The organism is Synechocystis sp. PCC 7509, from assembly GCF_000332075.2.
Taxonomy (GTDB): Bacteria; Cyanobacteriota; Cyanobacteriia; order Cyanobacteriales; family Chroococcidiopsidaceae; genus Aliterella.
This window is the reverse complement of the sequence record NZ_ALVU02000001.1, coordinates 215,384-238,537: the sequence shown is the minus strand read 5'-3', so window position 1 is coordinate 238,537 and position 23,154 is coordinate 215,384. Positions and strand designations below refer to the sequence as shown.

24 protein-coding genes are annotated in these 23,154 nt (G+C 42.6%); 11 read left to right on the top strand and 13 right to left on the bottom strand.

Going from position 1 to position 23,154, the window contains the following annotated elements:
* Positions 1-2: 2 nt before the first annotated feature.
* Together SYN7509_RS0201245 and clpS are read right to left on the bottom strand one after the other, a co-directional pair.
* Complete coding sequence (locus SYN7509_RS0201245; protein ID WP_009633781.1) at positions 3-806, bottom strand: CPBP family intramembrane glutamic endopeptidase; 804 nt, start codon at positions 804-806, stop codon at positions 3-5.
* Positions 807-809: 3 nt separating this feature from the next.
* Positions 810-1,091 carry an ATP-dependent Clp protease adapter ClpS gene (clpS, locus tag SYN7509_RS0201240; protein ID WP_009633780.1) on the bottom strand — a complete coding sequence of 94 codons (282 nt, stop codon included), beginning with the start codon at positions 1,089-1,091 and terminating at the stop codon, positions 810-812.
* A 179-nt stretch (positions 1,092-1,270) separates the two neighbouring features.
* Here clpS and SYN7509_RS0201235 point away from each other — a divergent pair, with 179 nt between their 5' ends.
* Positions 1,271-1,642: a hypothetical protein gene (locus tag SYN7509_RS0201235; protein WP_009633779.1), complete on the top strand. Its 372-nt coding sequence runs from the start codon at positions 1,271-1,273 to the stop codon at positions 1,640-1,642.
* 88 nt (positions 1,643-1,730) lie between these two features.
* Here the strand turns inward: SYN7509_RS0201235 and SYN7509_RS0201230 are convergent, their stop codons facing one another.
* Entirely contained in the window at positions 1,731-2,903 is a 1,173-nt protein-coding gene (locus SYN7509_RS0201230) for a pyridoxal phosphate-dependent aminotransferase (protein ID WP_009633778.1), read from the bottom strand.
* 911 nt (positions 2,904-3,814) lie between these two features.
* Here SYN7509_RS0201230 and SYN7509_RS0201225 point away from each other — a divergent pair.
* The 4 genes from SYN7509_RS0201225 to SYN7509_RS0201210 all read left to right on the top strand — a co-directional run bounded on the left by SYN7509_RS0201225 (position 3,815) and on the right by SYN7509_RS0201210 (position 10,147).
* Positions 3,815-4,150: an STAS domain-containing protein gene (locus tag SYN7509_RS0201225; protein WP_009633777.1), complete on the top strand. Its 336-nt coding sequence runs from the start codon at positions 3,815-3,817 to the stop codon at positions 4,148-4,150.
* Between the two features lie 44 nt (positions 4,151-4,194).
* On the top strand, positions 4,195-6,801 hold the full coding sequence (locus SYN7509_RS0201220) for a TIGR03960 family B12-binding radical SAM protein (RefSeq protein WP_009633776.1): 2,607 nt from the start codon (positions 4,195-4,197) through the stop codon (positions 6,799-6,801).
* A gap of 514 nt (positions 6,802-7,315) precedes the next feature.
* On the top strand, positions 7,316-9,439 hold the full coding sequence (locus SYN7509_RS0201215) for a ribonuclease E (protein WP_009633775.1): 2,124 nt from the start codon (positions 7,316-7,318) through the stop codon (positions 9,437-9,439).
* A 54-nt stretch (positions 9,440-9,493) separates the two neighbouring features.
* Positions 9,494-10,147 carry a ribonuclease HII gene (locus SYN7509_RS0201210; protein WP_009633774.1) on the top strand — a complete coding sequence of 218 codons (654 nt, stop codon included), beginning with the start codon at positions 9,494-9,496 and terminating at the stop codon, positions 10,145-10,147.
* Here SYN7509_RS0201210 and SYN7509_RS24835 read toward each other — a convergent pair.
* On the bottom strand, positions 10,105-10,683 hold the full coding sequence (locus SYN7509_RS24835) for a DUF1997 domain-containing protein (protein ID WP_009633773.1): 579 nt from the start codon (positions 10,681-10,683) through the stop codon (positions 10,105-10,107). The genes SYN7509_RS0201210 and SYN7509_RS24835 overlap by 43 nt on opposite strands.
* A 215-nt stretch (positions 10,684-10,898) precedes the next feature.
* Here SYN7509_RS24835 and SYN7509_RS0201200 point away from each other — a divergent pair, with 215 nt between their 5' ends.
* Genes SYN7509_RS0201200 through pheA form a run of 6 tightly spaced genes read left to right on the top strand, consistent with a single transcriptional unit; the run spans position 10,899 to position 14,354 of the window.
* A complete protein-coding gene (locus tag SYN7509_RS0201200) occupies positions 10,899-11,132 on the top strand; it encodes a helix-turn-helix domain-containing protein (RefSeq protein WP_009633772.1) in 234 nt (77 codons plus the stop codon).
* The gene (locus SYN7509_RS0201195) at positions 11,125-11,415 is read left to right on the top strand and encodes a hypothetical protein (RefSeq protein WP_009633771.1); all 291 of its coding nucleotides are present in this window, start codon (positions 11,125-11,127) and stop codon (positions 11,413-11,415) included. The genes SYN7509_RS0201200 and SYN7509_RS0201195 overlap by 8 nt, the downstream gene beginning before the upstream one ends.
* Entirely contained in the window at positions 11,405-11,614 is a 210-nt protein-coding gene (locus SYN7509_RS0201190; RefSeq protein WP_009633770.1) for a hypothetical protein, read from the top strand. The genes SYN7509_RS0201195 and SYN7509_RS0201190 overlap by 11 nt, the downstream gene beginning before the upstream one ends.
* A gap of 28 nt (positions 11,615-11,642) precedes the next feature.
* Positions 11,643-12,863, top strand: coding sequence for a glycoside hydrolase family 10-like protein (locus SYN7509_RS0201185; protein WP_071994136.1), 1,221 nt, complete (start codon positions 11,643-11,645; stop codon positions 12,861-12,863).
* 2 nt (positions 12,864-12,865) lie between these two features.
* Positions 12,866-13,486, top strand: coding sequence for a hypothetical protein (locus SYN7509_RS0201180; protein ID WP_009633768.1), 621 nt, complete (start codon positions 12,866-12,868; stop codon positions 13,484-13,486).
* A gap of 25 nt (positions 13,487-13,511) precedes the next feature.
* On the top strand, positions 13,512-14,354 hold the full coding sequence (gene pheA, locus SYN7509_RS0201175; RefSeq protein WP_009633767.1) for a prephenate dehydratase: 843 nt from the start codon (positions 13,512-13,514) through the stop codon (positions 14,352-14,354).
* A 72-nt stretch (positions 14,355-14,426) separates the two neighbouring features.
* Here pheA and SYN7509_RS0201170 read toward each other — a convergent pair whose 3' ends face one another.
* From SYN7509_RS0201170 to SYN7509_RS0201130, 9 genes are all read right to left on the bottom strand, one after another.
* Positions 14,427-15,068, bottom strand: a complete 642-nt coding sequence (locus SYN7509_RS0201170) for an LON peptidase substrate-binding domain-containing protein (protein WP_009633766.1) — start codon at positions 15,066-15,068, stop codon at positions 14,427-14,429.
* A gap of 103 nt (positions 15,069-15,171) precedes the next feature.
* On the bottom strand, positions 15,172-15,489 hold the full coding sequence (gene rpsJ / locus SYN7509_RS0201165) for a 30S ribosomal protein S10 (protein WP_009633765.1): 318 nt from the start codon (positions 15,487-15,489) through the stop codon (positions 15,172-15,174).
* Positions 15,490-15,584: 95 nt separating this feature from the next.
* Positions 15,585-16,814, bottom strand: a complete 1,230-nt coding sequence (gene tuf, locus SYN7509_RS0201160; protein WP_009633764.1) for an elongation factor Tu — start codon at positions 16,812-16,814, stop codon at positions 15,585-15,587.
* Between the two features lie 101 nt (positions 16,815-16,915).
* Positions 16,916-18,991, bottom strand: coding sequence for an elongation factor G (fusA, locus tag SYN7509_RS0201155; protein ID WP_009633763.1), 2,076 nt, complete (start codon positions 18,989-18,991; stop codon positions 16,916-16,918).
* 83 nt (positions 18,992-19,074) lie between these two features.
* Positions 19,075-19,545 (bottom strand): 30S ribosomal protein S7, encoded by a 471-nt coding sequence (gene rpsG, locus SYN7509_RS0201150; RefSeq protein WP_009633762.1) that lies wholly within the window; start codon positions 19,543-19,545, stop codon positions 19,075-19,077.
* Positions 19,546-19,793: 248 nt separating this feature from the next.
* Complete coding sequence (rpsL, locus tag SYN7509_RS0201145) at positions 19,794-20,177, bottom strand: 30S ribosomal protein S12 (protein ID WP_009633761.1); 384 nt, start codon at positions 20,175-20,177, stop codon at positions 19,794-19,796.
* Between the two features lie 100 nt (positions 20,178-20,277).
* Positions 20,278-20,604, bottom strand: coding sequence for a HesB/IscA family protein (locus tag SYN7509_RS0201140; protein ID WP_028954030.1), 327 nt, complete (start codon positions 20,602-20,604; stop codon positions 20,278-20,280).
* A 105-nt stretch (positions 20,605-20,709) separates the two neighbouring features.
* The gene (locus SYN7509_RS0201135) at positions 20,710-21,129 is read right to left on the bottom strand and encodes a cupin domain-containing protein (protein WP_009633759.1); all 420 of its coding nucleotides are present in this window, start codon (positions 21,127-21,129) and stop codon (positions 20,710-20,712) included.
* Positions 21,130-21,301: 172 nt separating this feature from the next.
* Positions 21,302-23,113: a phosphodiester glycosidase family protein gene (locus SYN7509_RS0201130; RefSeq protein WP_009633758.1), complete on the bottom strand. Its 1,812-nt coding sequence runs from the start codon at positions 23,111-23,113 to the stop codon at positions 21,302-21,304.
* Positions 23,114-23,154 lie beyond the last annotated feature (41 nt).

Here is a 23,154-nt window from a genome sequence, read left to right as displayed (position 1 = left end):
TGCTACCTGCTCATTACCCAAGCCATAATACTTAAAAATCCTATCCCCACTAATCCCGCTAAAGGGTTTTGATTAACGCCTGTAACCCAGTCGGGAACTTGCCCAGAATACTTAATCAATTGACCAACATTGATAATATAGTAGCCCCAAATTAAACCGCCATGAATGCCAATCGATAAACCCAGGCGGGAGTTGCAACGGCGTTTTGCCAAAACTAGCGTTAATCCCAGTATTAATAAACCGGGAAATTGCGGCGCTGTTCGGAGCATTTCTGATAGTGGTTTAATAAAGTGCAAAGAGGCAAATAGTAAAGCATTTATCCAAATTGCCGCTTTTGCGTAATCGCGCTGTAATTCATCTAATAGCCAACCGCGAAATAACAATTCTTCCGCAAAACCCGTTGCGATCGCAACTACTAACCCCTCAACAACTATTTTTGCCTGTATCCCTTGCTGCCACTGTAACCAACCTAACAATCCTTCTAAACTAAATAAGCTCAAAACCGTTATTAAGCCAATTCCCAACCCTACTAACAATTCTCTCCCATTCGCCTTACTACCGACTAACCCGTAATAACGCCATATTTGCGGTTGCTGGTAAACGTATTTTCCCCACAGTTTCAGTAGTAAAATAAATTCAGCATACAATAACACTATTGTCAAGATACTAGCTAAATTGCGATCGCCTACATAAGCATAGATAGGTAAAGCAAAAGGCAACCATAGCAGCAGTAACCCTAGAACAAATATACCCAACCTTGCAGGGGCTGGGTAAAGTGCGATCGCAATAAAGTTAAATTCCTTCAACTTTTACTCATCTGGCTCAATAGTGCTTTGTAAACCGTGATTATTCATAGTTTCACAGTAAAACTCCGCGTGTTCTTGAGCGCAAGTAATTACTAAAGCAATACCATTACTATGAGCTTCCATCATAATACTGACGGCTTGAGGCTGGGTAATGCTGCTTACGGTTTCCATCAAGACTTTTACCACAAATTCCATGCTATTAAAGTCGTCGTTATGCAATAAAACGCGATACCGGGGTGCTATTTTACGGATAGTCGAAGGCTTTTGGATGGTTTCAACAGACACAGTTTTCTACTCTTTTGTTACTTAATTACAACTAAATAGTTGTCAAGCTGTGGCTCAACACTCATTAACCTATTTTATAGCTTATCAATGTGGAAAGGGCGATCGCACCGTAACTAAAGGCAGAAAAATCTAGAATAGAGCAAGTGACCCAAACCTGTCACTACCAGGAAGATTTAAAGATGAACTATAAAAATAATTTTCAACCCCTACAAATTGTTTGTTTAGAACATCTTGCTACTTGTTTGTACGCCGAAGTCATCCAAGTTGTAGAATCGCGTCAAATGTGTTGGGTGCGTCCAATGCTATTGGTATCGGTCACAGATATCGAGCCATCAGTGTTAGACTTGCGCTCAACGGTCGATTTACTCTGGTCTTTAGCTTCTTTTCGTCCTGCCCTAGATACAGAAATTTTACCCTTTTTAGCTAATATCTTTACCTCAACGCCGCCATTACAGTCAAATAATTATGCTCGTCAACAGCTAAACTATTTTGTACAGCAGCTTTGGCAAGCACAAAAGAGCGAACTTCAAAACAATACCATTGCCGATTAAACAAAAAAATATATATTCTCCCCCTTTTTAATGGGATGCACAACGTAGGGGCGCAATGCATTGCGCCCCTACCCCACCAAACACCTACTTACGAGTAACGAATCCCCGCATCCTTCATCCGTTTAATCGCCTCGTGCATCCGCTCATCAGCAACGGTAAGCGCAATCCGAAAAAATCCTTCACCCGATTCGCCGTAACCGTTACCAGGGGGGACAATAATCCCGCACTTATCCAATAACAACGTTACAAACTCCGTCGAATTATAACCTTGAGGAACTTTCGCCCATACATACAAAGTTGCTTTAGGCGCTTCAATATCCCAGCCTAAACTCTGCAAACCTTGAACAATAATATCGCGCCGTTTTTGGTAAACCGACATTACCGCCTGCAATTGCGCTTCTGTAGTAGAATAGGCAGCGATCGCAGCTTTTTGTACGGCTTTAAATACCCCCGAATCTACATTTGTCTTTACTTGTCCTAATCCCTTAATTCCGTGACTGGAACCCACCACAAACCCCACTCGCCAGCCCGTCATATTGTAGGATTTAGACAAGCTATGAAACTCAATTGCTATATCCTTCGCTCCCGGTACTTGCAAGACGCTAGGCGGCTTGTAGCCATCGTAAGCCATCTCTGAGTAGGCGTGATCGTGACACAGTAAAATGTCGTATTTTTTGCAATAAGCTACTAACTCCTCAAAAAATTCTAGTGTCGCCAATCCCCCGGTAGGATTATTTGGGTAATTAATCCACAACAACTTAGCTTTACGGGCTATTTCTTCAGGAATCGCCGCTAAATCTGGTAAAAAGTTAGCTTCTGGTAATAATGGCATCCGATAATACTCGCCACCAGCAAAAATTGTTGAAGTGCGATACACCGGATAACCAGGATCGGGTATTAATGTATAATCTCCAGATTCTACAAAAGCTAAAAATGTATTGTGGATGGCTTCTTTAGAACCAATAGATGATACAACTTCAGTATTTGGATCTAGTCCTGTAACCCCAAACCGTCGTTCCATCCATTGTACTACCGCTTCTCTAAACTCTTTTGTGCCTTGATAAGGCGGATAGTTATGCGTGAACGAGTCATCAATCGCCTCGTGCATTGCTTGGACAATTGGTTGTGGAGTAGGCTTATCTGGATCTCCTACTCCCATATTAATAATATCTACTCCCTTGGAAACCATTTCGTCGCGTTTGCGGTCTATTTCAGCAAATAGATAGGGAGGTATTTTTTCTAAGCGTTTAGCGAACTGCATGGCGATTTAGCAACAAATTACTATAAAAAACTACGAGCTTTTAGGTATAAATAAGCATCAGTTAAAGCTTACTTCGTTTCTTCAAAGGCTGACGGGTCATAGCTGACGGCTACTAGCCAGTCCAAGCACCATAACATAATTTATGCCTTGCTAGATAACCTATAAAAACAAGGTTTGGGTTCTTGTCACACGTTTGATTGATTTTGAGTCAAATCAAAAATATCTCTACAACATCTATCTATAGACAGACTTAAAATCCGCTCCTGTCTTGTATCTTTTGTCAATAACCCAACAAGTTTGCAGCGCTCTGAGGACAGTAAGTTATGAGTCAATACTCCTTTGATTACTAAATATATTTAAAATCTACAACTGCTATCAAAAATGCAAACAATTTGCTCCCCTTCGCACTTTATGTTGTTGTCGAAACTTTTTTATAAAAGAGTTAGATTATCTTAGAGTTCAGAGGCTAGTTATGCTTATATAATTGCAAAAGCTTGTTAACTAATAACTAATATTAAAAGTTTACTTAACTATATAACCTGCTCGTTACCCGTAGATATATAAGTAACAAATCAATCAATTTTTGCTAAAAATAATATATTTTTTAAAAGAAATAGAATGTATCATATACAACTTAACTTTGCTGGCAAGTCTACCCCTAAAGATAGATTTGAACTCAGTAATTTAAAGCGTTGAAGTCTATCATCCCAGAGTTTAGTAGTTTTTTACTCACCTTCAGACATATTCAAAGATTTTTGTATAATACTACACTTTTAACTTTTGTAAAGATGGGTAAACTGTATCAGTAAGTTGAAAGTAAAAACTCCGCCGACTGGTCGATATAAAAACCGATTGGTTTTGTTGAAATAAAACTAATCGAAGCAAATAGTAACTTATAAATTTAAACCACAATGTCAACCACAATCGCCTATCCAGAAATTACAGTTATCTGCCCTTATGGTGCTATAAATGCCTCGAACTCAGTAGATTTTCAGCAAGAAATGGCAAGAGCGATCGCCCAAAATCAAAAATCTAATGTTCTAGTAAATTTAAAAGAAGTAGAATCATTAGATAGCGCTGGGTTGATGGCATTAGTTTCAAGTCTTAGACTAGCTCAGACTTTAGGATCGCGTTTTAGCTTGTGCGGTGTTTCGCCATCTATTCGGATTATCTTTGAATTGACACAGTTAGACAGAGTATTTGAAATATTTGAAAATACTACTGCCTTTGAAAAAGCGTGTTCATAAATTAACTAATGCTAAGGTAAAGCTAAATAGCTGAAATTAGCAAAGTGGTTGCAGTTAAAGAATTATTAACCGATGGAATTCTCAAACCTGCTCGTTATTTAGGTAATGAGTTGGGGTCAGTCCATAAAGACTGGGATACAGCTACAGTGCGATGGGTATTGACATACCCAGAAGTGTACGAAGTTGGAGCGTCCAACTTAGGGCATATTATCCTGTACAGCATTTTAAATGCTCAACCGCGCCAACTGTGCGATCGCGCCTATCTCCCCGCGTCCGATTTATCAGCAAAGCTGCGCGAAACTCACACACCTTTATTTGCAGTAGAGTCCAAGGCTTTTTTAAAAGAGTTTGACATTTTAGGCTTTAGTCTAAGCTACGAACTAGGCGCAACCAACATTCTAGAGATGTTGGATTTAGCAGGAATACCCCTGACGTGGCAAGAAAGACAACAAAGCGATTACCCGCTAATCTTTGCAGGTGGACAAACTGCAACTTCAAACCCCGAACCCTACGCAGATTTTTTTGATTTTATTGCTTTAGGTGATGGGGAAGAATTACTACCGGAAATTGGCTTAGTTTTAGAACAAGGTAAGTTGGCTAGTTTAAGTAGAGTTGAATTACTCCTTGAACTAGCACAAGTACCCGGCGTATACGTGCCGCAATTTTATGAAATGGCTGAAGATGGCTCGGTACATCCCCTGCGCCCCGATGTCCCAATTAGGATTTTGCGCCGTGTAGCTACTCCCATGCCTGCTTATTCGATTGGTTTAGTACCATACGTAGAAACGGTACACGATCGCCTCACAGTAGAAATTAGACGCGGTTGTACTCGCGGTTGTCGTTTCTGTCAACCTGGAATGCTCACCCGTCCGGCGAGGGATGTAGAACCAGAGGAAGTAATAGAATCGATAGAAGAAGGAATGAGAGCGACGGGCTACAACGAATTTTCCTTACTATCGCTCAGTTGCTCGGATTATTTAGCTTTACCCGCCGTTGGGGTAGAAATAAAAAATCGCCTCAAAAATGAAAACATTTCCCTGTCTCTACCTAGTCAAAGAGTAGATAGGTTTGATGAAAATATTGCTAATATTTTAGGCGGTACAAGGCTGGGTGGGCTAACTTTTGCGCCAGAAGCTGGTACTCAAAGGCTGCGGGATGTAGTCAATAAAGGTTTAACTAACGAAGAATTGCTCCGGGGAGTAAAAACGGCGGTAGAGCAAGGCTGGGACAAAATTAAGCTGTATTTTATGATCGGTTTACCCGGCGAAACTGAGGAAGATGTATTAGGCATTGCGGAGACGGTGCGGTGGTTGCAACGCGAATGTCGAAATATAGAAAGAAAAGAAGTACCAGGGAACGATAAATCATCATCGCAGCGCCGCTCTGGGGACGGTAGAAAGGCTTTAAGCATTAATTTGACAATTTCTAACTTTACGCCCAAACCCCATACGCCGTTTCAATGGCATTGCGTTACAGATGCGGAGTTTGAACGCAAAAAATGGTTGCTAAGACAAGAATTTCGCTCTATTAGAAATTTGAAGGCAAATTTTACCGACGTGCGCATATCGGCGATGGAGGATTTTGTCGGGAGAGGCGATCGCCGCCTTGCGCCGGTGATTCGTCGTGCTTGGGAATTGGGCGCGGGAATGGATGCTTGGTTTGAGAGCGTCGATCAAGCTTTTGGGGCTTGGGAAAGAGCGATCGCCGAATCAGGTTTAGGATGGAAATATCGCCAAAAAGAAGAAGATGCGGCGACACCTCAAACTAATGACGATCGGCGTTTACCTTGGGATCATATCAATACTGGAATTAGCAAGGAATGGCTAAAAGCAGACTTAGAAAAAGCCTTAGCCGCCGCTATTGTACCCGATTGCTCTTTTGATGAATGTTCCCATTGCGGCGTTTGTAGCGTAGATTTTGGTCACAATGTAGTTATAGATGCTCTACCTATTCCCAAATTTGCCGGGGATTTTGTCCCCAATACCGATAGATTGCAACGGGTGCGGGTGTGGTTTGGCAAGTTGGGAGACTTGGCTTTAATTAGTCACCTAGATTTGCTGCGTTTATTCGATCGCGTACTGCGACGCGCAGCTTTGCCAATCTCTTTTAGTGGTGGCTTTCATCCTAGCCCCCGCATGGCGATCGCTATGGCTCTACCATTAGGAGTAACTAGCAATGGCGAAATTATCGATTTTGAACTTACTCAAACGGTGGATTTAGAGGAGTTTCAACAAAAACTTAGCCAACAGTTGCCAGCGAATTTACCAATCTACAAAGTAGCCGAAGTTGATTTAAAAGCGCCATCTTCAGCAAAACTACTAACTCAAGCAGAGTATTTGCTAACAGTAACAAATACAAACGAAAGTCAATGGCAGCAATGGATAGAAGCAATTAAAGCTACTGATTCTATTATGCTTGAACACACTACCAAATCCGGGAAACCTCAGTCAATCAATTTACGCAGTCGTTTAATCGATCTAGCTGTAGTTTCCACAACTTTCGACGAAGTAGTTTTACGCTACACCGGGGTTTGTCAAAATGACGGTACGCAACTAAAACCAGAACAAGTAATATTTATGCTAGAGCAAGTAGCAAGGCAAGAATTTAACTTACTGCATATCCACCGCGATCGCCTACTAATCGAAGATTAGGAAAAATATCCTTTGTTAATTGATTTTTGTCCTGCTTAGGCTAAAATTAGTATCAATAGCAATTTTTAGCTCTCAATTGTCTGCTGTAGCTCATCGGGAGCGATCGGGGCGGAAGCAAAGATAATTGCAGAACAGTTCTAAAAACTCTTTTGCATAAAAGTTAAAGCGAACTGAAAATTCTCGATTATTTGTTGCTTTTGAATAGCTCGGCGATCGCTATTGAGTGCGGTTGACTTTTCAAAAGTCTTGAAGATTGTATTGCTGACTCTTAAAAGTCAGGATACTGCATAAAGATTAATTACAAATGCTTGCTGCCCGTTGTTTACTATGGTAAGCAACTGTTGTGCAATAAGCCTCCATCAAGGTAATTAGCATTGCTATGCTTTTTGCCATTGAACCAAACCCTAGTTAGATTCCAATTGCAATTATCAGCAGCATTAATATTCAGGCTTGTGAAAGCGAGAAACCAATCTTCAAAGCCATGAATCATTGCTGCTAAATTCGAGGAAATTGAATGCCAAAACAAATTATTATCGCCGAACAGCACCACATAGCTGCGGTTTTTAGCGAAGATCAAATTCAAGAACTTGTAGTAGCTACTGGGCATCACCAAATAAGTGATGTTTACTTAGGAGTAGTAGAAAACGTATTACCTGGGATAGATGCTGCTTTTGTCAATATTGGCGATTCGGAGCGCAATGGATTTATTCACGTTACCGATTTAGGCCCGTTGCGACTCAAGCGCACATCTGGAGCCATTACAGAATTACTAGCTCCCCAGCAAAAAGTGTTAGTCCAAGTAATGAAAGAGCCAACGGGAAATAAAGGACCTAGGCTTACGGGTAATATTACTATGCCCGGTCGTTATGTAGTATTAATGCCCTTTAATCGTGGCGTAAACTTATCACGGAGAATTAGAACCGAAAACGAACGCAATCGCTTGAGAGCTTTAGCAATCCTCATTAAACCGTCGGGAATGGGTATGCTAGTGCGTACCGAAGCTGAGGGAAAGCCCGAAGAAGCAATTATTGAAGACTTAGAAATGTTGCTAAAGCAATGGGAGTCAATACAACAAGAAGCACAATCGACACGAGCGCCCGCTTTACTCAAACGCGACGATGATTTTATTCAGCGCGTATTAAGGGATATGTACGGCGCAGATGTCAACCGGATTGTAGTAGATTCAAATTTAGGCTTAAAACGAGTCAAGCAGGCTTTGGTTAATTGGAGTGGTGGGAGTGTTCCCCAAGGGTTGCTGATCGATCATCACCGCGATCGCACATCAATACTCGAATACTTCCGCATCAATGCCGCGATTAAAGAAGCGCTAAAACCACGAGTTGACTTGCCTTCGGGGGGTTATGTAATTATTGAACCTACCGAAGCTTTGACAGTAGTTGATGTCAATTCTGGCTCGTTTACGCGATCGGCTACCGCTAGAGAAACTGTATTATGGACAAATTGCGAAGCAGCAACAGAAATAGCTAGACAACTGCGGATGCGGAATATAGCGGGAGTAATTATTGTTGATTTTATTGACATGGACTCTCAAAAAGACCAACTCCAAGTCTTAGAACACTTTAATAAAGCTCTTAAAGCTGATAAAGCTAGACCACAAATAGCCCAGTTATCAGAATTAGGTTTAGTCGAACTTACCCGCAAGCGCCAAGGGCAAAACATCTATGAATTGTTTGGTAGCACCTGCCCAACTTGTGGCGGATTGGGACATATAGAACACTTACCAGGTGAAGGCGACTATCGGGAAAAAGAAGTAGCCGCAACTCCGACTAGAGAAAGAATATCTTTAGCTGAAGTACCAGAGCGATCGCCCGTTGTCATTCCGGCAACTAGGGAGTTTCGCACGCCCACCCCTAAACTACCAGAAACGCGAGAAACTTATTCAGATATCGCTGAAGCCTTTAACAATAGCGATCGTAATCCCGTAGTGAGTATTAGTGATCGTTCTAGCTACCAAGAAGACGAGGAAAGCGATCGCCGTACTCGCCGCCGTCGCCATAGCCGGATAGAAGCTGCAGAAGCCCAAGAAAATAGTTTAAATTTGGTCAATGAACTAGAACCAGAAATAGACGTTGATGAGCAAGAAGAAGCCCAGAGCAACATTGACGCAACATCTAGCACCAATAAAGTTAGTTGGATTGAAAGAGCAGAGCGCACCAAGCCTGTAAAACCAGAGCCAATCAAACCTATCGTCACCCCGCCGGAAATTGTGACGGTAGAAATGACCCCAGAACAGCAAGATGTGTATGCGTTGATGGGAGTGTCGCCCTTAGTGCTATTAAATCGCCAAGTCAAAAACCCCAAAAGTGCGATCGTCAACGTTACGTTACCAGGACTTGCGGGAAAATCTGCGGCGGTGGAAACTATAGAGGCAACAGATACTTTTGTAGCACCATTAGACGCAATCGAATCCGATAGCGATCGGGGCGAGCAGTTAGTTTTACCCATTGCACCCAGCTTAGAACCCGTAACTATTGCTCCAGAAATTGCCCCAATTAGCGCGATAGAAGAAACTCCAGTGGAAAATAACCTAGTGGAGGTTGTTAGCGAAATTGCTGAACCCGAACCTGTAGAAGAACCACCTCGTCGCCGCCGCCGCCGTTCTTCAGCTACAGAATAGCTAAAAAGTATAAATAGCTGTTACTTAAGGGCTAACAGCTATTTTATTAAAATTATGAAACGAGCATTTATAGGTTTAGAGTTTGACACAGCAATTTGCGAAGGTGTACTAGAAGTTGCTGGAGTAGATGAAGTAGGTAGAGGTGCTTTATTTGGCCCAGTGGTAGCCGCCGCCGTAATTTTACCTGGTTCTGCTTTATCGCAACTTGTAGAAGCACAAATTAGAGATAGCAAACAGTTGTCTGCTTACCGCCGAGAAGAATTAGCCAAAAAAATTTGCAACGGTGCAACAAGTTGGGGTATTGGCTTTGCTTCTAGTCGTGAAATCGACCAAATTAATATTTTACAAGCATCGTTACTAGCTATGAAACGAGCGATCCTTAAGCTCAAAGTAAAGCCGCAATTGTGTTTAGTTGACGGTAATCATGCTATTAAAGACTTAATAATTCCCCAACAAACCTTAGTTAAAGGAGACGAAAAGTCTTTAGCGATCGCCTGCGCTAGTATTGTTGCTAAAGTCTGGCGGGACGACTTAATAATTCGTTTGGCTAAAAAGTATCCCCTGTACGGTCTAGAAGCAAATAAAGGTTACGGTACAGCCCGTCATCTGCAAGCGCTCCAACAATACGGAGCATCACCCTTGCATCGAATGTCTTTTCGTCCGTGTCAAGTAGAAGTGGCAGCATTTGGCGGCAAAAGTGGCGTTTGAGGCGTTCCGGTTTGGGCGTTTACCCAATTATGATAGTCCGCTAAAAGTTGATGTAACAATCGTTGCTTAATTGTTAATAAAACACTTTTAAGCAAACCATTACCCGTTGCTTCTATTAACGCTCCAGGCATCATTGACAAAGGTATAGGCAATTCTACTTCTACTTTCAAATCTGCCTTACCTTTTAGCCGCGTTTCGCCGTTAATTTGCTCTGGCGATAAATAGCCCACCAAGTCCAACTTAAAGCGCTGGTTAATATACTCAACGCCTCTAATCTCGCAACCTACAGACTGTAAGTGAATAGTTCCATTTGCTGTTGCCCAAACTTTGAGGTCTACCGTTGGTTGGATACTCAGCATCATAAAACTGAGGGGGCGCATTTTTAGCCGATAACAATCTTGTCCCAATACTTCTAGCCGACTTGGATCGACAAGTGTTGAAACCAATCGTTGAGGCTGACGTAAATAATGATGAATTGCTACAGGCTGTGGAACTACAATTTCCACGCACTGAGAGGCACTAAACCGAGTGGGCATAAGTATATTTACAGACTTGTTAATTTATTTTAGGATTTTTTAAGAAATTAATGTCAATTACTGACAGTAATTGTTTATATATTAATAATTGTAAAAAATTGTTTGATAGCGTTCCTCTGTCTCAAGTTAAGTCAACAAGGGGAAAGATAAAAATAATGATTGACAAGTGTTAGCTAACATCTTACAAATAACATAGAGATTGTAAGAGCAACGAAATGAAAGTAAAGCGGAGTACGGAAAAATCTTCTCCGGGGCTAGGAGCGCGAATACGACAAGCAAGAGTTGCGGACAATCGTTCTGTAGAAACACTGTGTAGATTAGCTCAAATATCGCGTGTTTATTGGTATGACATTGAATCAGAAAAAATACGTGGTGCATTACCAGAGGAAACACTACGCAGAATTGAGCAAGTATTAGCAGTGAACTTAGAGGTGAATTTTGATGACTAATCCCCCAGCGGATCGTCTAGAACGCCTAGAGTTGCTAGTAGAGTCAAATGCTAGGTCAGTACAAGCAATAGCCGATCGCATTGGGGAACTAACGCATCTACAAGAGGAGGCCGCAGAGGAACGAGGAGAACTTCGCACTGCAACGCTACGACTAGCAGAACTAACCGAGGGAATTGCTAATTTGACTGTTTCATTAGATAGCGATCGCCCAACGATCTTAGGTCGATTAAGCCGCATAGAAAGTAAAGTAGACCGATTATTACAAGCAGAAAATGAAAATTGACGAGTTAAACCGAATTTACTTGTCCCGCAAATATCAGCTAGAATTTCGGGTAGATAAGCAGGGCAACTACTTGAGGCTCTTAAACACTGCTCAAAACGAACAAATCAAAAAGTTTACTTTTCCCGATCCTACCGCCGATTTGCCTGTAGATTTGCTTGAATACGTGAAGACTCTGCCAGACGGAGACTTGTCAACATAGCTGGTGCTTGCAGTAGCGTAGAAATATTTTGAGTAAAAGGATTTATAGATGGGTTATTTGCTTAATAGGGTTGTTAAGTGCGATCGCCTTTAACTTCGCTCAAGTTCCTCCTATTCAAGCTATCCCTAAACCTACAGAATTACGCGGTGTATGGCTAACCAATGTTGCAAGCGGCGTTTTATATACTCCTTGGGGTGTAAATCGCGCCATAAGTCAACTAGCCAAACTAAAATTTAATACTATTTATCCTGTAGTTTGGAATCGGGGCAATACTTTTTATCCGAGTTCGGTAACCAAAAAAGTAACTGGACGCGATCGCGATTTATCGTTACAAGTTCTCAAGTTCAACCAAGATGTTTTAGCGCAAATAGTCAAACAAGCACACCGTCAAGGTTTACGAGTTATTCCTTGGTTTGAATACGGTTTTATGGCCCCAACTAATTCTCAAATCGCTAAACGTCATCCTGACTGGCTAACCGCACGTCGCAATGCCAGCAAAATCTCTGTAGATGTCAACCAACAAAAAGCGACCAATTCCAAAGTAGTTGATCCAATGCTAACTAAAGGAGTATGGCTTAATCCATTCCATCCAGAAGTACAGAAATTTATGTTGAATATGATTGTCGAAGTTGTCACCAACTACGATGTAGAGGGGATTCAATTTGACGATCATTTTGGTTTACCTAGCGACTTTGGCTACGATCGCTTTACCGTTAACCTATATCAACAAGAACACCAAGGCAAAAACCCCCCAAACAACCCCCAAGACGCTCAATGGCTGCGTTGGCGAGCAGATAAGCTCACAAATTTCATGGAGCGAGTTTACAAAGCTGTTAAAGCTGTAAAACCCAAGTGTTTAGTTACTTTGTCTCCCAATCCTCAAGAGTATGCTTACAGAGCAACTCTGCAAGATTGGCAAACTTGGGTAAATCGGGGGTTAGTAGAGGAATTAATCTGTCAAATCTACCGCAACGATCAAAAGACTTTTTTAGCCGAGTTGCAACAAACTGCTTTACAAACGGCTCGAAAAAAAATCCCTGTAGGTATTGGGATATTAACAGGATCGGTAACTAATCCCGTAGCTCTCAAACAAATTAAGCAACAAGTTCAATTGGTGCGCGATCGCGGTTACAGTGGAGTATCCTTTTTTTATTGGGAAAGTTTGTGGGGTTATATTACTCCCGAATCTCCCCAAGAGCGCCGCAATGGGTTTAGTTCGCTTTTTTCTATTCCCAAACCCAAGAAATAATTATGTTGATTAAATATTTTAAAACTGACTGTGGCTTTTGGCTGCAATGGATATTAGCTACTTTGGCTAGTTTTGCCATCAGCTTATGTTTGATTGAGGTTGATGTTAGACCCCATATTAAAGCTACTGAAGGTATTATTGGCGGTGCGATCGTTGGTTTAGCCCAAGGAATGATTTTAGAGCAGCGCAGCAAAAACATTGCTCCTTGGTGGGCATTAATGAGTATTGTAAGTTGGGGCTTAATTGGTGCTAGTAACTTGGGTGCAATTGGGTGGATGGCTCCCCGGACTTTGCACTTAGAAGCGAGAGTAATTTTTGGCTTATTAAATGGCTTACAAGTCGGCGCATTGTTAGGAGTTGGACAATGGTTAGTTTTGCGTCAGCGATGCGAAAAAGCGCTGCTATGGATACCAATAGTTGCAGTTTCTTGGGCAATTGGTTTAGTTCTAGGTTGGGGTATAGGTGGAGTTTTGCGCCAAGTTACACGGCTGTTTTTAGGAGAATTAGTTGGTTTAGCAGTAGCTTGGGTTGTAAGTTCTGCGATCGCAGGAGTAGCCTTAGTGCGCTTAGATAATTTATATGGATTAGCACCAAAAACACTACCGAACAAGGCAAGATATTAGTTCAGAGTTATTTGTTATCTCACTTATGTCTATATCTATTGGTCATTTGGGCCCTTCGGGTACTTATTCTGAACAAGCAGCAAGTTCTTATGTAAGTAAGTTTTTAACTCAAACTCAACAAGAAGCTACTTTACTGCCTTATCCTAGTATTGCCAAAACTTTAAAAGCGATCGCCACGGGTCAAGTAGATTTAGCCGTTGTCCCGGTGGAAAACTCTATTGAGGGTAGCGTTGCTATTACTCTAGATATGTTGTGGCAACTAGATAACTTAAAAATTACTCTTGCTTTAGTTTTACCGATTACTCACGCTCTACTATCAAAAGCTTCATCACTTAACAACCTCGAAATCGTCTACTCTCATCCCCAAGCTTTGGCGCAGTGTCAAGGATGGCTAGAACAGCATTTACCCAATACCCGCGCGATCGCCATTAATTCTACGACGGAAGCTTTAGAAAAACTTGACCTACAACCAAACGCCGGGACAATTTCTTCTCCTCGCGCCGCCGAACTTTACAACGTGCCAATATTAGCTAGTAATATCAACGATTATCCCGATAACTGTACGCGCTTTTGGGTGCTAAGTTCTTCAATGCAACCCGTGACCGGAAGTCATACCAGCCTAGCTTTTAGCACTAAAGCCAACGTTCCCGGAGCGCTAGTTAAGCCCTTACAAATGTTTGCTCAAAGGGGTATTAACCTTAGTCGTGTCGAATCTCGTCCCAGCAAGCGATCGCTCGGCGACTATCTTTTTTTCCTGGATTTAGAAGGCGATACCACTTCCCCCGCCGTACAAACAGCAATTTCCGAACTTGCAATTTACACTGACACTCTCAAAATTTTTGGTAGTTACGATCTATTGTTCCTTTAGCGGGCATGGCTGAAAGTGTGATGATTTTCTTACCCATTACCCATTACCCATTGAGCAACATCCCTTTAACTTTTAATTAAACGTGTCTTTCAGCACGGTACGCGCCGCTAAATGGTTGCGTGTCGAGGTAAGAATTTCGACTTCTCTTTGCAAACGAACGCCTGTATCTTGGGTTTCTAACAATGCTTGTTGCTCTGTCGCTACTCCATAAAGATTACTGGCGACCCAGTAAGATAGCTCTGTAGGCAAGTCGGGGATATTTTCGGGTAATTCGATGTTTTGGTCGGTTAGCTTGGCGGATAGCCTCACTACGTCTTGTAAAAGCTGTTCTACTTCCGTCGCCAAAGGTCGCAGGTCTTGCTCCGGGGGGTGGTCTTCCATCCATTCCACCAAACCAACTTTGTAAGGCTTCTCGCGCACGTATTCTAAGACGCGAAACCGTTGTTGACCTAAAGTAAACATTTTCATGCGATCGTCTGGCATTCGCTCATACTGCACGATTTCCGCACAGCAGCCAATGTTAGAAACCTGTCCCCGTACCGGATCGTATAGCAAAACTCCGAAACGGCGATCGCTTTCCAAGATCGTATTCATCATGATCCGGTAGCGAAACTCAAATATATGTAAAGGTAAAGGTCTACCAGGAAAAAGGACTACTTCTGGTAAAGGAAATAAAGGAAGTTCTCGCACCGCAATTTTTGAAGGAGATGTCATCGGATATCGATAAGAATCGTAATACTTTTACTGTAACGAATTTCTTTAGAGACATTCCTCATAAATTTGCCTTTTAGCCGTTCTAAAAGGCAAATTTTAATTTTTATAACTTCACTTCGATATCAACACCCGATGGTAAGTCTAATTTCATCAAGGCATCAATGGTTTTAGCCGATGGTTGATAAATGTCAATAATCCGGCGATGGGTACGAGTTTCAAAGTGTTCGCGGGAATCCTTGTCTACGTGAGGCGATCGCAATAAGCAATAAATTCTCCGTCTTGTCGGTAGTGGTATTGGCCCAACGGCGGTAGCATTAGTGCGATTTGCTGTTTCTACAATCTTTTCACAGGAAGTATCGAGCAAGCGACGGTCAAAAGCTTTTAAACGAATGCGAATTTTTTGTTGCTGAAGGGTTGCCATTTTTTTAATTTTCTAGGTTCAGATTTTATTAGAGTCAGTAAAAAAGCAGAAAAGCATAATCGGGCTTTTCTGCTATGGGTAATTAGTAACTTGGGTTACTTCAAGATTTTTGATACTACACCAGCGCCGATAGTTCTACCACCTTCACGGATTGCAAAACGCATACCTTGCTCAATAGCGATCGCGTTAATTAGTTCTACTGTCATTTTGATGCGATCGCCAGGCATAACCATCTCAGCTTCGCTACCATCATCAGAAGTAAAAGCGCGAATTGTGCCAGTTACATCGGTTGTCCGCACATAAAACTGTGGACGATAGCCAGGGAAAAATGGAGTCTTGCGACCGCCTTCTTTTTCCTTAAGCACGTATACTTCACCTTCAAACTGAGTATGAGGAGTAATTGAACCTGGTTTAGCAATTACCATCCCGCGCTCAATATCTTCTTTCTCAAGTCCGCGTAATAGTACCCCAGCGTTGTCTCCAGCCATTCCTTCGTCAAGACTCTTTTTAAACATCTCGATTCCGGTAACAGTTGTTGTCCGAGTATTTCTGATGCCAACAAGTTCTACAGAGTCGCCAACTTTGACTTTTCCACGCTCAATTCTACCTGTAGCAACTGTACCGCGACCCTTGATTGAGAATACATCCTCTACAGCCATCAAGAAAGGCTTATCAATGTCTCTTTCTGGAGTAGGAATGTAAGCATCTACAGCTTCCATAAGTTCGTAGATTTTATCGACCCACTTATCTTCCCCTCTAGGCATTTTGGGGTTTTCGGTCATTTTTTCTAACGCCAATAAGCCCGATCCTTTAACAATAGGGATATCGTCGCCGGGGAAATCGTAGTCGCTGAGAAGTTCTCTAACTTCAAGTTCTACAAGTTCCATTAATTCGTCATCGTCTACCATGTCTTCTTTATTCAAGAACACAACTAGGTTAGGAACGCCTACTTGTTTAGCTAACAAGATATGTTCGCGAGTTTGGGGCATAGGGCCATCAGCCGCCGATACTACCAAAATACCGCCGTCCATTTGCGCCGCACCAGTGATCATGTTTTTTACATAGTCAGCGTGTCCGGGACAATCTACGTGAGCGTAGTGTCTGCCTGCGGTTTCGTACTCAACGTGAGCGGTGTTAATTGTGATGCCACGCGCTTTTTCTTCAGGAGCGGCATCGATATCCGCATATTTGCGACCTGTAGCTTGTCCTAAGGCAGCCAAAGTCATTGTAATTGCGGCGGTTAAGGTGGTTTTGCCGTGGTCTACGTGACCGATCGTACCGATATTGACGTGGGGTTTATTCCTTTCAAATTTTGCGCGTGCCATTGAATTTAGTTTTTAGTGTTGAACTTTGAGTTTAGAACAGTTTTGAGAATGGGTTAGATAATACGTTTTAATTTTAATTTAAAACGTATTACTTATCTCTATTAAGAGTTTCCTTTGCTCTTAGCAATAATTGCTTCGGCGACGTTGCGAGGTACTTCTTCGTAGTGGCTAAATTCCATTGAGAAGATACCCCGACCTTGGGTTTTGGAGCGAATATCGGTAGCATAACCGAACATATCTACCAAAGGCACTTTTGCCGTTACCTTGGCTAGATTTTGTTCCGATCCCATACCTTCGATTTGACCGCGACGGGAGTTAAGGTCGCCCATGACATCCCCTAAGTAGTTTTCTGGTGCTTCTACTTCAACTTTCATCATCGGCTCTAGCAGTATGGGGGAAGCTTTCATGACGGCTTCTTTAATTGCCATCGATCCAGCGATCTTAAATGCCATTTCCGAGGAGTCTACATCGTGGTAAGAACCATCTACCAAGGTGGCGCGAATATCTACGACCGGGTATCCGGCAAGAATTCCCGATTCGCAAGTTTCCTTCATTCCTTGTTCTGCTGGGCCAATGTACTCTTTAGGTACAACACCACCAACGATTTTAGAAACAAATTCAAACCCTGTACCAGGTTCGCCGGGGGTAACTTCAATTACGACGTGACCGTATTGCCCTTTACCGCCACTTTGACGAATAAACTTACCTTCAGCCTTCACAGCTTTGCGGATAGTTTCTCGATAAGCTACTTGAGGCGCACCAACGTTTGCTTCTACCTTAAATTCTCGTAGCATTCGGTCTACTAGAATCTCTAGGTGCAATTCCCCCATTCCGGCAATTACGGTTTGGTTGGTTTCGTGGTCAACGCTGACTCTAAAAGTCGGGTCTTCTTCCGAGAGCGATTGCAACGCCTTCGATAGTTTGTCCATGTCCTGCTTGGTCTTTGGCTCTACAGCTACCGAGATTACAGGCTCAGGAATAAACAGCGATTCCAGAATTACCGGGTCAGCTTCAGTGCAAATTGTGTCCCCTGTAAAGGTGTCTTGCAGACCGAGAGTTGCTCCCAAGTCGCCAGCGCGTAATTCATCTACGTCTATGCGATCGTCGGCTTTCATCAGCACTAAACGCGATACTCTTTCTTTTTTGTCTTTAGTGGCGTTGTAGACGTAGCTACCTTTTTTCAATACGCCAGAGTAAACGCGCAAAAATGTCAAGCGACCGTAACGATCGGACATAATCTTAAATGCCAAAGCTGCCAAGGGTTCGTTGTCGTCCGCGTGGCGTTCGACCGTTTGACCGTTGGGTAGCAATCCTTGAATTGGCGGTACTTCTAAAGGCGAAGGTAAATAATCTACAACTCCATCTAGGAGTAGCTGTACGCCTTTATTTTTGAAGGCTGAACCACAAAGGACGGGAACAATTGTTCCGGCGATTGTGCCTTTACGCAAGGCTACGCGAATTTCTGCTTCAGTAAGATCAACGCCTTCAAAGTATTTTTCTACTAATACTTCGTCAGTTTCGGCAGCAGCTTCAACTAGCTTGGCGCGAAACTCTTGGGCTTTGTCTTGCATATCGGCAGGAATTTCGGTTTCCTCAATGTCTGTACCTTGGTCGTTGTTGTAGATGTAAGCTTTCATCTTCACCAAGTCAACAATGCCGCGCAGGTCACTTTCTGTACCGATTGGCAATTGAATAGCTACAGCATTGGCTCGCAAGCGATCGCGGATTTGTTCGTGAACTCTATAAAAGTTCGCGCCCATCCGATCCATCTTGTTGATAAAAGCAATCCTTGGTACTTTGTAGCGGTCTGCCTGTCTCCATACGGTTTCTGACTGAGGCTGTACGCCTCCCACCGAACAAAATACGGCGATTACCCCATCCAACACGCGCATCGAACGCTCAACTTCAATAGTGAAGTCTACGTGACCGGGGGTATCAATAATATTGACTGCGTAATCTTTCCAACTAGTAGAAATTGCCGCCGCAGTAATCGTAATGCCTCTTTCCCGCTCTTGCTCCATCCAGTCAGTTGTTGCTGTTCCTTCGTGTACCTCACCAATTTTGTGAACGATACCTGAATAAAACAAAATGCGTTCGGTAGTTGTTGTCTTACCCGCATCAATGTGAGCCGCAATCCCGATATTGCGTACTTTTTCCAGTGGGACTGTACGTGCCACAGTTAGCTGCCTCCTTTAATTTTTAGCCGCACTTATCTATATGCTACTGTCTGTTAAGATTCTATACTTTTACGGAAAACCGTCTAGTAGCGGTAATGGGCAAAGGCTTTATTAGCATCTGCCATTCGGTGTGTTTCTTCTCTTTTACGAATCGCGTTGCCCGTTTCGTTTGCCGCATCCATCAGTTCGTTGGCTAGACGGCTTGCCATAGTGCGTCCTGGGCGCTGCCTGGAAAACTGAATTAGCCACCGCATAGCTAGAGTTATTCCTCTTTCTGTGCGTACTTCCATTGGGACTTGGTAAGTTGCGCCACCAACACGACGGGCTTTTACTTCTACTAAAGGTGTGGCATTCCGCACGGCTTTTTCAAAGGTTTCTAAAGGGTCGCTTCCGGTGCGTTCTTCGATGGTTTTCATCGCATCGTAGATAATCCCGGCAGCGATAGATTTTTTGCCGCTCCGCATTACTCGCCGCATCATCATACTGATGAGACGGCTGTTATACACAGAGTCAGGAGGAACGATACGTTTTTGGACAACTGTACGACGAGACATAACTTAGCCTGTAAAGGTTTTTCTATGAACTGGATTAGATGCTTGAGATTTCGCTTTAATTACTTGACAATGATGCTGGTTTTGTCACCAAATATTGAGCAATCTTTGTCTAGAGCGCTGTATTGTTACTTATAAAGCTTTTTACTGACTGCGCCTCAATTTAGTTTTTGAGATGCAAGTTTAAAAACGGTAGTAAGGCTGAGATTTATTACACCAGTCGCCTTAACTACTGTATTTAATTTCAAAGTTTAAGAAGCAGCAGGCTTAGGACGCTTTGTGCCGTACTTTGAGCGACCTTGACGACGATCTTTAACTCCGGCAGTGTCTAAAGTTCCGCGAATAATGTGGTATCTTACTCCGGGCAAATCTTTAACCCGACCACCGCGAATCATCACGACCGAGTGTTCTTGTAAGTTGTGACCGATACCGGGAATGTAAGCTGTTACTTCAAAGCCTGAAGTTAGACGTACTCTAGCCACTTTCCGTAACGCGGAGTTAGGCTTTTTCGGTGTGGTGGTATAGACTCTAGTGCAAACGCCCCGGCGCTGGGGACATTGCTTTAAAGCTGGTGACTTGGTTTTCTTGTCGGCTACTTGGCGTTCAGTGCGAATTAATTGCTGTATAGTTGGCATGAGTTACAGCACGATTGAGGTTTTGCTGTTCTAAGTTTTTACAAATTCTAATTATATCTATTTTGCTGGGTGTGTGTCAATTAAGTAGCAAAGTTTTTATCTAAGCGGTAGTAGCGAAAGAATTACCGCAACCGCAAAAAGTTAGGGCGTTGGGGTTGTGGAAGCGAAAAGCACCCCCCATTAAATCTTCCGAGTAATCGAGGGTTAAACCATTTAGATGCTCAACGCTGCTAGGGTCTATAACTATATTTATGCCGTTAGATTCGTAAAGGCGATCGCTTTGAGTTGGCGGATCGAAGTTTAACTTATAAATCAAACCCGAACAGCCGCCTGGTTCTACTTGCAGTCGAAATAAAGCTTCTGGGTTAGCAAATTTTGCTTTTAGGCGGCGGATTTCTTGAATGGCGGCGGGGCTAATAGTAATCATGGAAATAAAAATAAACAAAATCCCTCGTACACCTAGATAGTTGGCAACGGGGATAAGTTAAATATTCTAGATAAATTTTACTAATAAGTCGCGCTTGAGCAACTTTTATTTACCACGAGCGTAGTCATCTTGAAAACGAATTATATCGTCTTCTCCCAAGTATTCGCCGTTTTGGACTTCAATTAAGACTAAGGGAATTACTCCAGGATTTTCTAAGCGATGGTTTGTGCATTGAGGAACGTAAGTAGATTGATTATTACTTAGCATTACTTCCGCGTCGCCACAGGTAACTCTAGCAGTCCCAGAGACTACAATCCAGTGTTCGCTGCGGTGGTGGTGCATTTGCAGGCTTAAACGATGACCGGGTTTAACTTCAATGCGCTTAATTTTGTAGCCGCGTCCTTCTTCTAAAACTGTAAAAGATCCCCAAGGACGTAACTCTGTTGCAGCAACTCCTTTATGAGTTACACCTGAAGGCAGGTTTAATGCTGGTTCTTGGGAAACTTCTTTAACTTGTTGAACCATTTTTTCTCCTTAGAATTGCTGAACGTTTCAGTATAAGGTTAAAAACTCAAAAAAACGCGATCGCACTTGTCCTAGCCAAAGATAACAAAATATCCTCGATCGGGAAAGGGTGTTGCTTAAAAATTAAGTATTCTACATCAAGTCTTCATAATTAAACGTTAATTTTGTTAACTTAAGGTTGAGTCATAAAAATGCCTAATCCATTATGAACGCGAGCGGCGGTACTAGGAGAACGATTAATTAATTGTCCTCCTAAATAAAGGCTAGTTGAACTCCCACCGTCAAAATTAAGGGCTTCAGTACACCCTAATTGCTGCATTACTTTAGCAACTTCTGCCAAAGTTGACCCCGCACCACCAACGCGATTGTGGACGGCGGCGATTAATACATTTCCCGATGCGGTGGTGCAAATTGCGCTCCGAATTGCTTTTTCTCTAAGAAAAGCATCGCTAAAGCCTTCAGCTTTGGCATCTAGAACAATTTGCCGATTTTGAATTAAAACCGGCCCCGCCGCTAAAATGTGGGGGTAAGCTGCAAAATCGGCGGGAATAGTCGCACTTTGCAGGCGGAGAATTGAACCGATAGGAATTGACACATTATCACCGCGTACTACTAGCAAATAGCCATTAGTAGGGATGGGAAAATTTGCTTTTCCTGCAACGCCACCGGGGAGTTGTGCTGTAACTGCGTTATTTTGGACTATGACAATAGTTTCGTTATCGGTAAGAGGGCTGTAGTTAGCACCCCAAACAGAAGAATAACGAGCGACACCTTTTTGGACGTAGCCGCTATTAAAAGTTTTAATTGCTAAGGTTTGCCCAGTATTGGTAAGTACAGATTCTTGGATACTAAGACGACCAATTTTTATTTTGCCATTATTCCAGGCGATCGCCCCACGATTGAGAATTGGGCTTGATATCCAGTTACCATCGCGGCGAATTGCACCTAAAGGCAATTGATTTTTGCGGTTAAAAAAGCCACTATTAATTGCTGCAACGGCATTGTAGCGCTCGGCGGTTTTAATTAAAGGGTTTGTACCTACGAGAGTTGTAGCTTCGCTCCAAAATGGCAGCATTTTTAGGTTTTTGGCGGGGTTAAGTTCTAACCACGTCACCGAAAAACGATCCTCATTCAAGCTTACATACTGCTGTCTCCAGCGCAAACCGTCCGCCCAAAGGATATTTTTCTCTACCATCCCATCGGGACGAATATCAATTACTAATCGATGGGGATTAGTTAAGGTACTAACGCGCGGAGATATCCCCACCGGGAGATTGAGGCGAATCTTGGCAAGAGTTGGAGTAGTTTCTATTTTTTGAGATGGGGAATCAGTGAAAGTCTTGGCTATGGCGGGGTTAGCGCTACCGTCAATGGTTATTAGCCAAACTTGTTTCGCTACTTGCGTTTTAACAATCTCAACTAATTCGTTAATTACTGTTTTTGGCTTTGGTGGTGCGCTTTGCTGATTTACTTGCCAAGAGGTAGGACGATCTAAATCTATAACAATGCGATCGCCAAAAGTTTGTTTTCCTAGCCGAATGTCTTGGATTTTAGCAGTGGGAGAAGTAATTACTAAAGTATTATTTTTAACCGCAAACTGCCACCCAGGGGGAGTAAAGTTAGTAACATCTAAATAACGATAACCGCCGTTAAGCTTAGTTGGTAAGACAATGGGGTTAGTTTTTGGTTCGTTAAACCATTGAATCGGTTGCTTAGTGGGGTCGTTAGTATTGAGTAAATCGACACCGAGAATTTGAGCAAAACCCGTATCGCTAATACCTATGTGAGTTTTACCTGCTTGTTGCCATTGAGTCCAGGCGATCGCTAAAGGGCGATTATTTAGTAAAATTTCTTTGTTAGTTGGGGTGGGTAATGGCATTTGACTTCGCACTTCCCCCGTAAGTAGTAGCTCTAAAACCTTTGGTAGCAGTAGTAAGAGGATTTTTGCTGGAGTAGGAAAGAAGCTAGATGAACCTTTTACCATGAGTTAGACAAGTTGAGGGGTAATTGACGACAAATATTAAA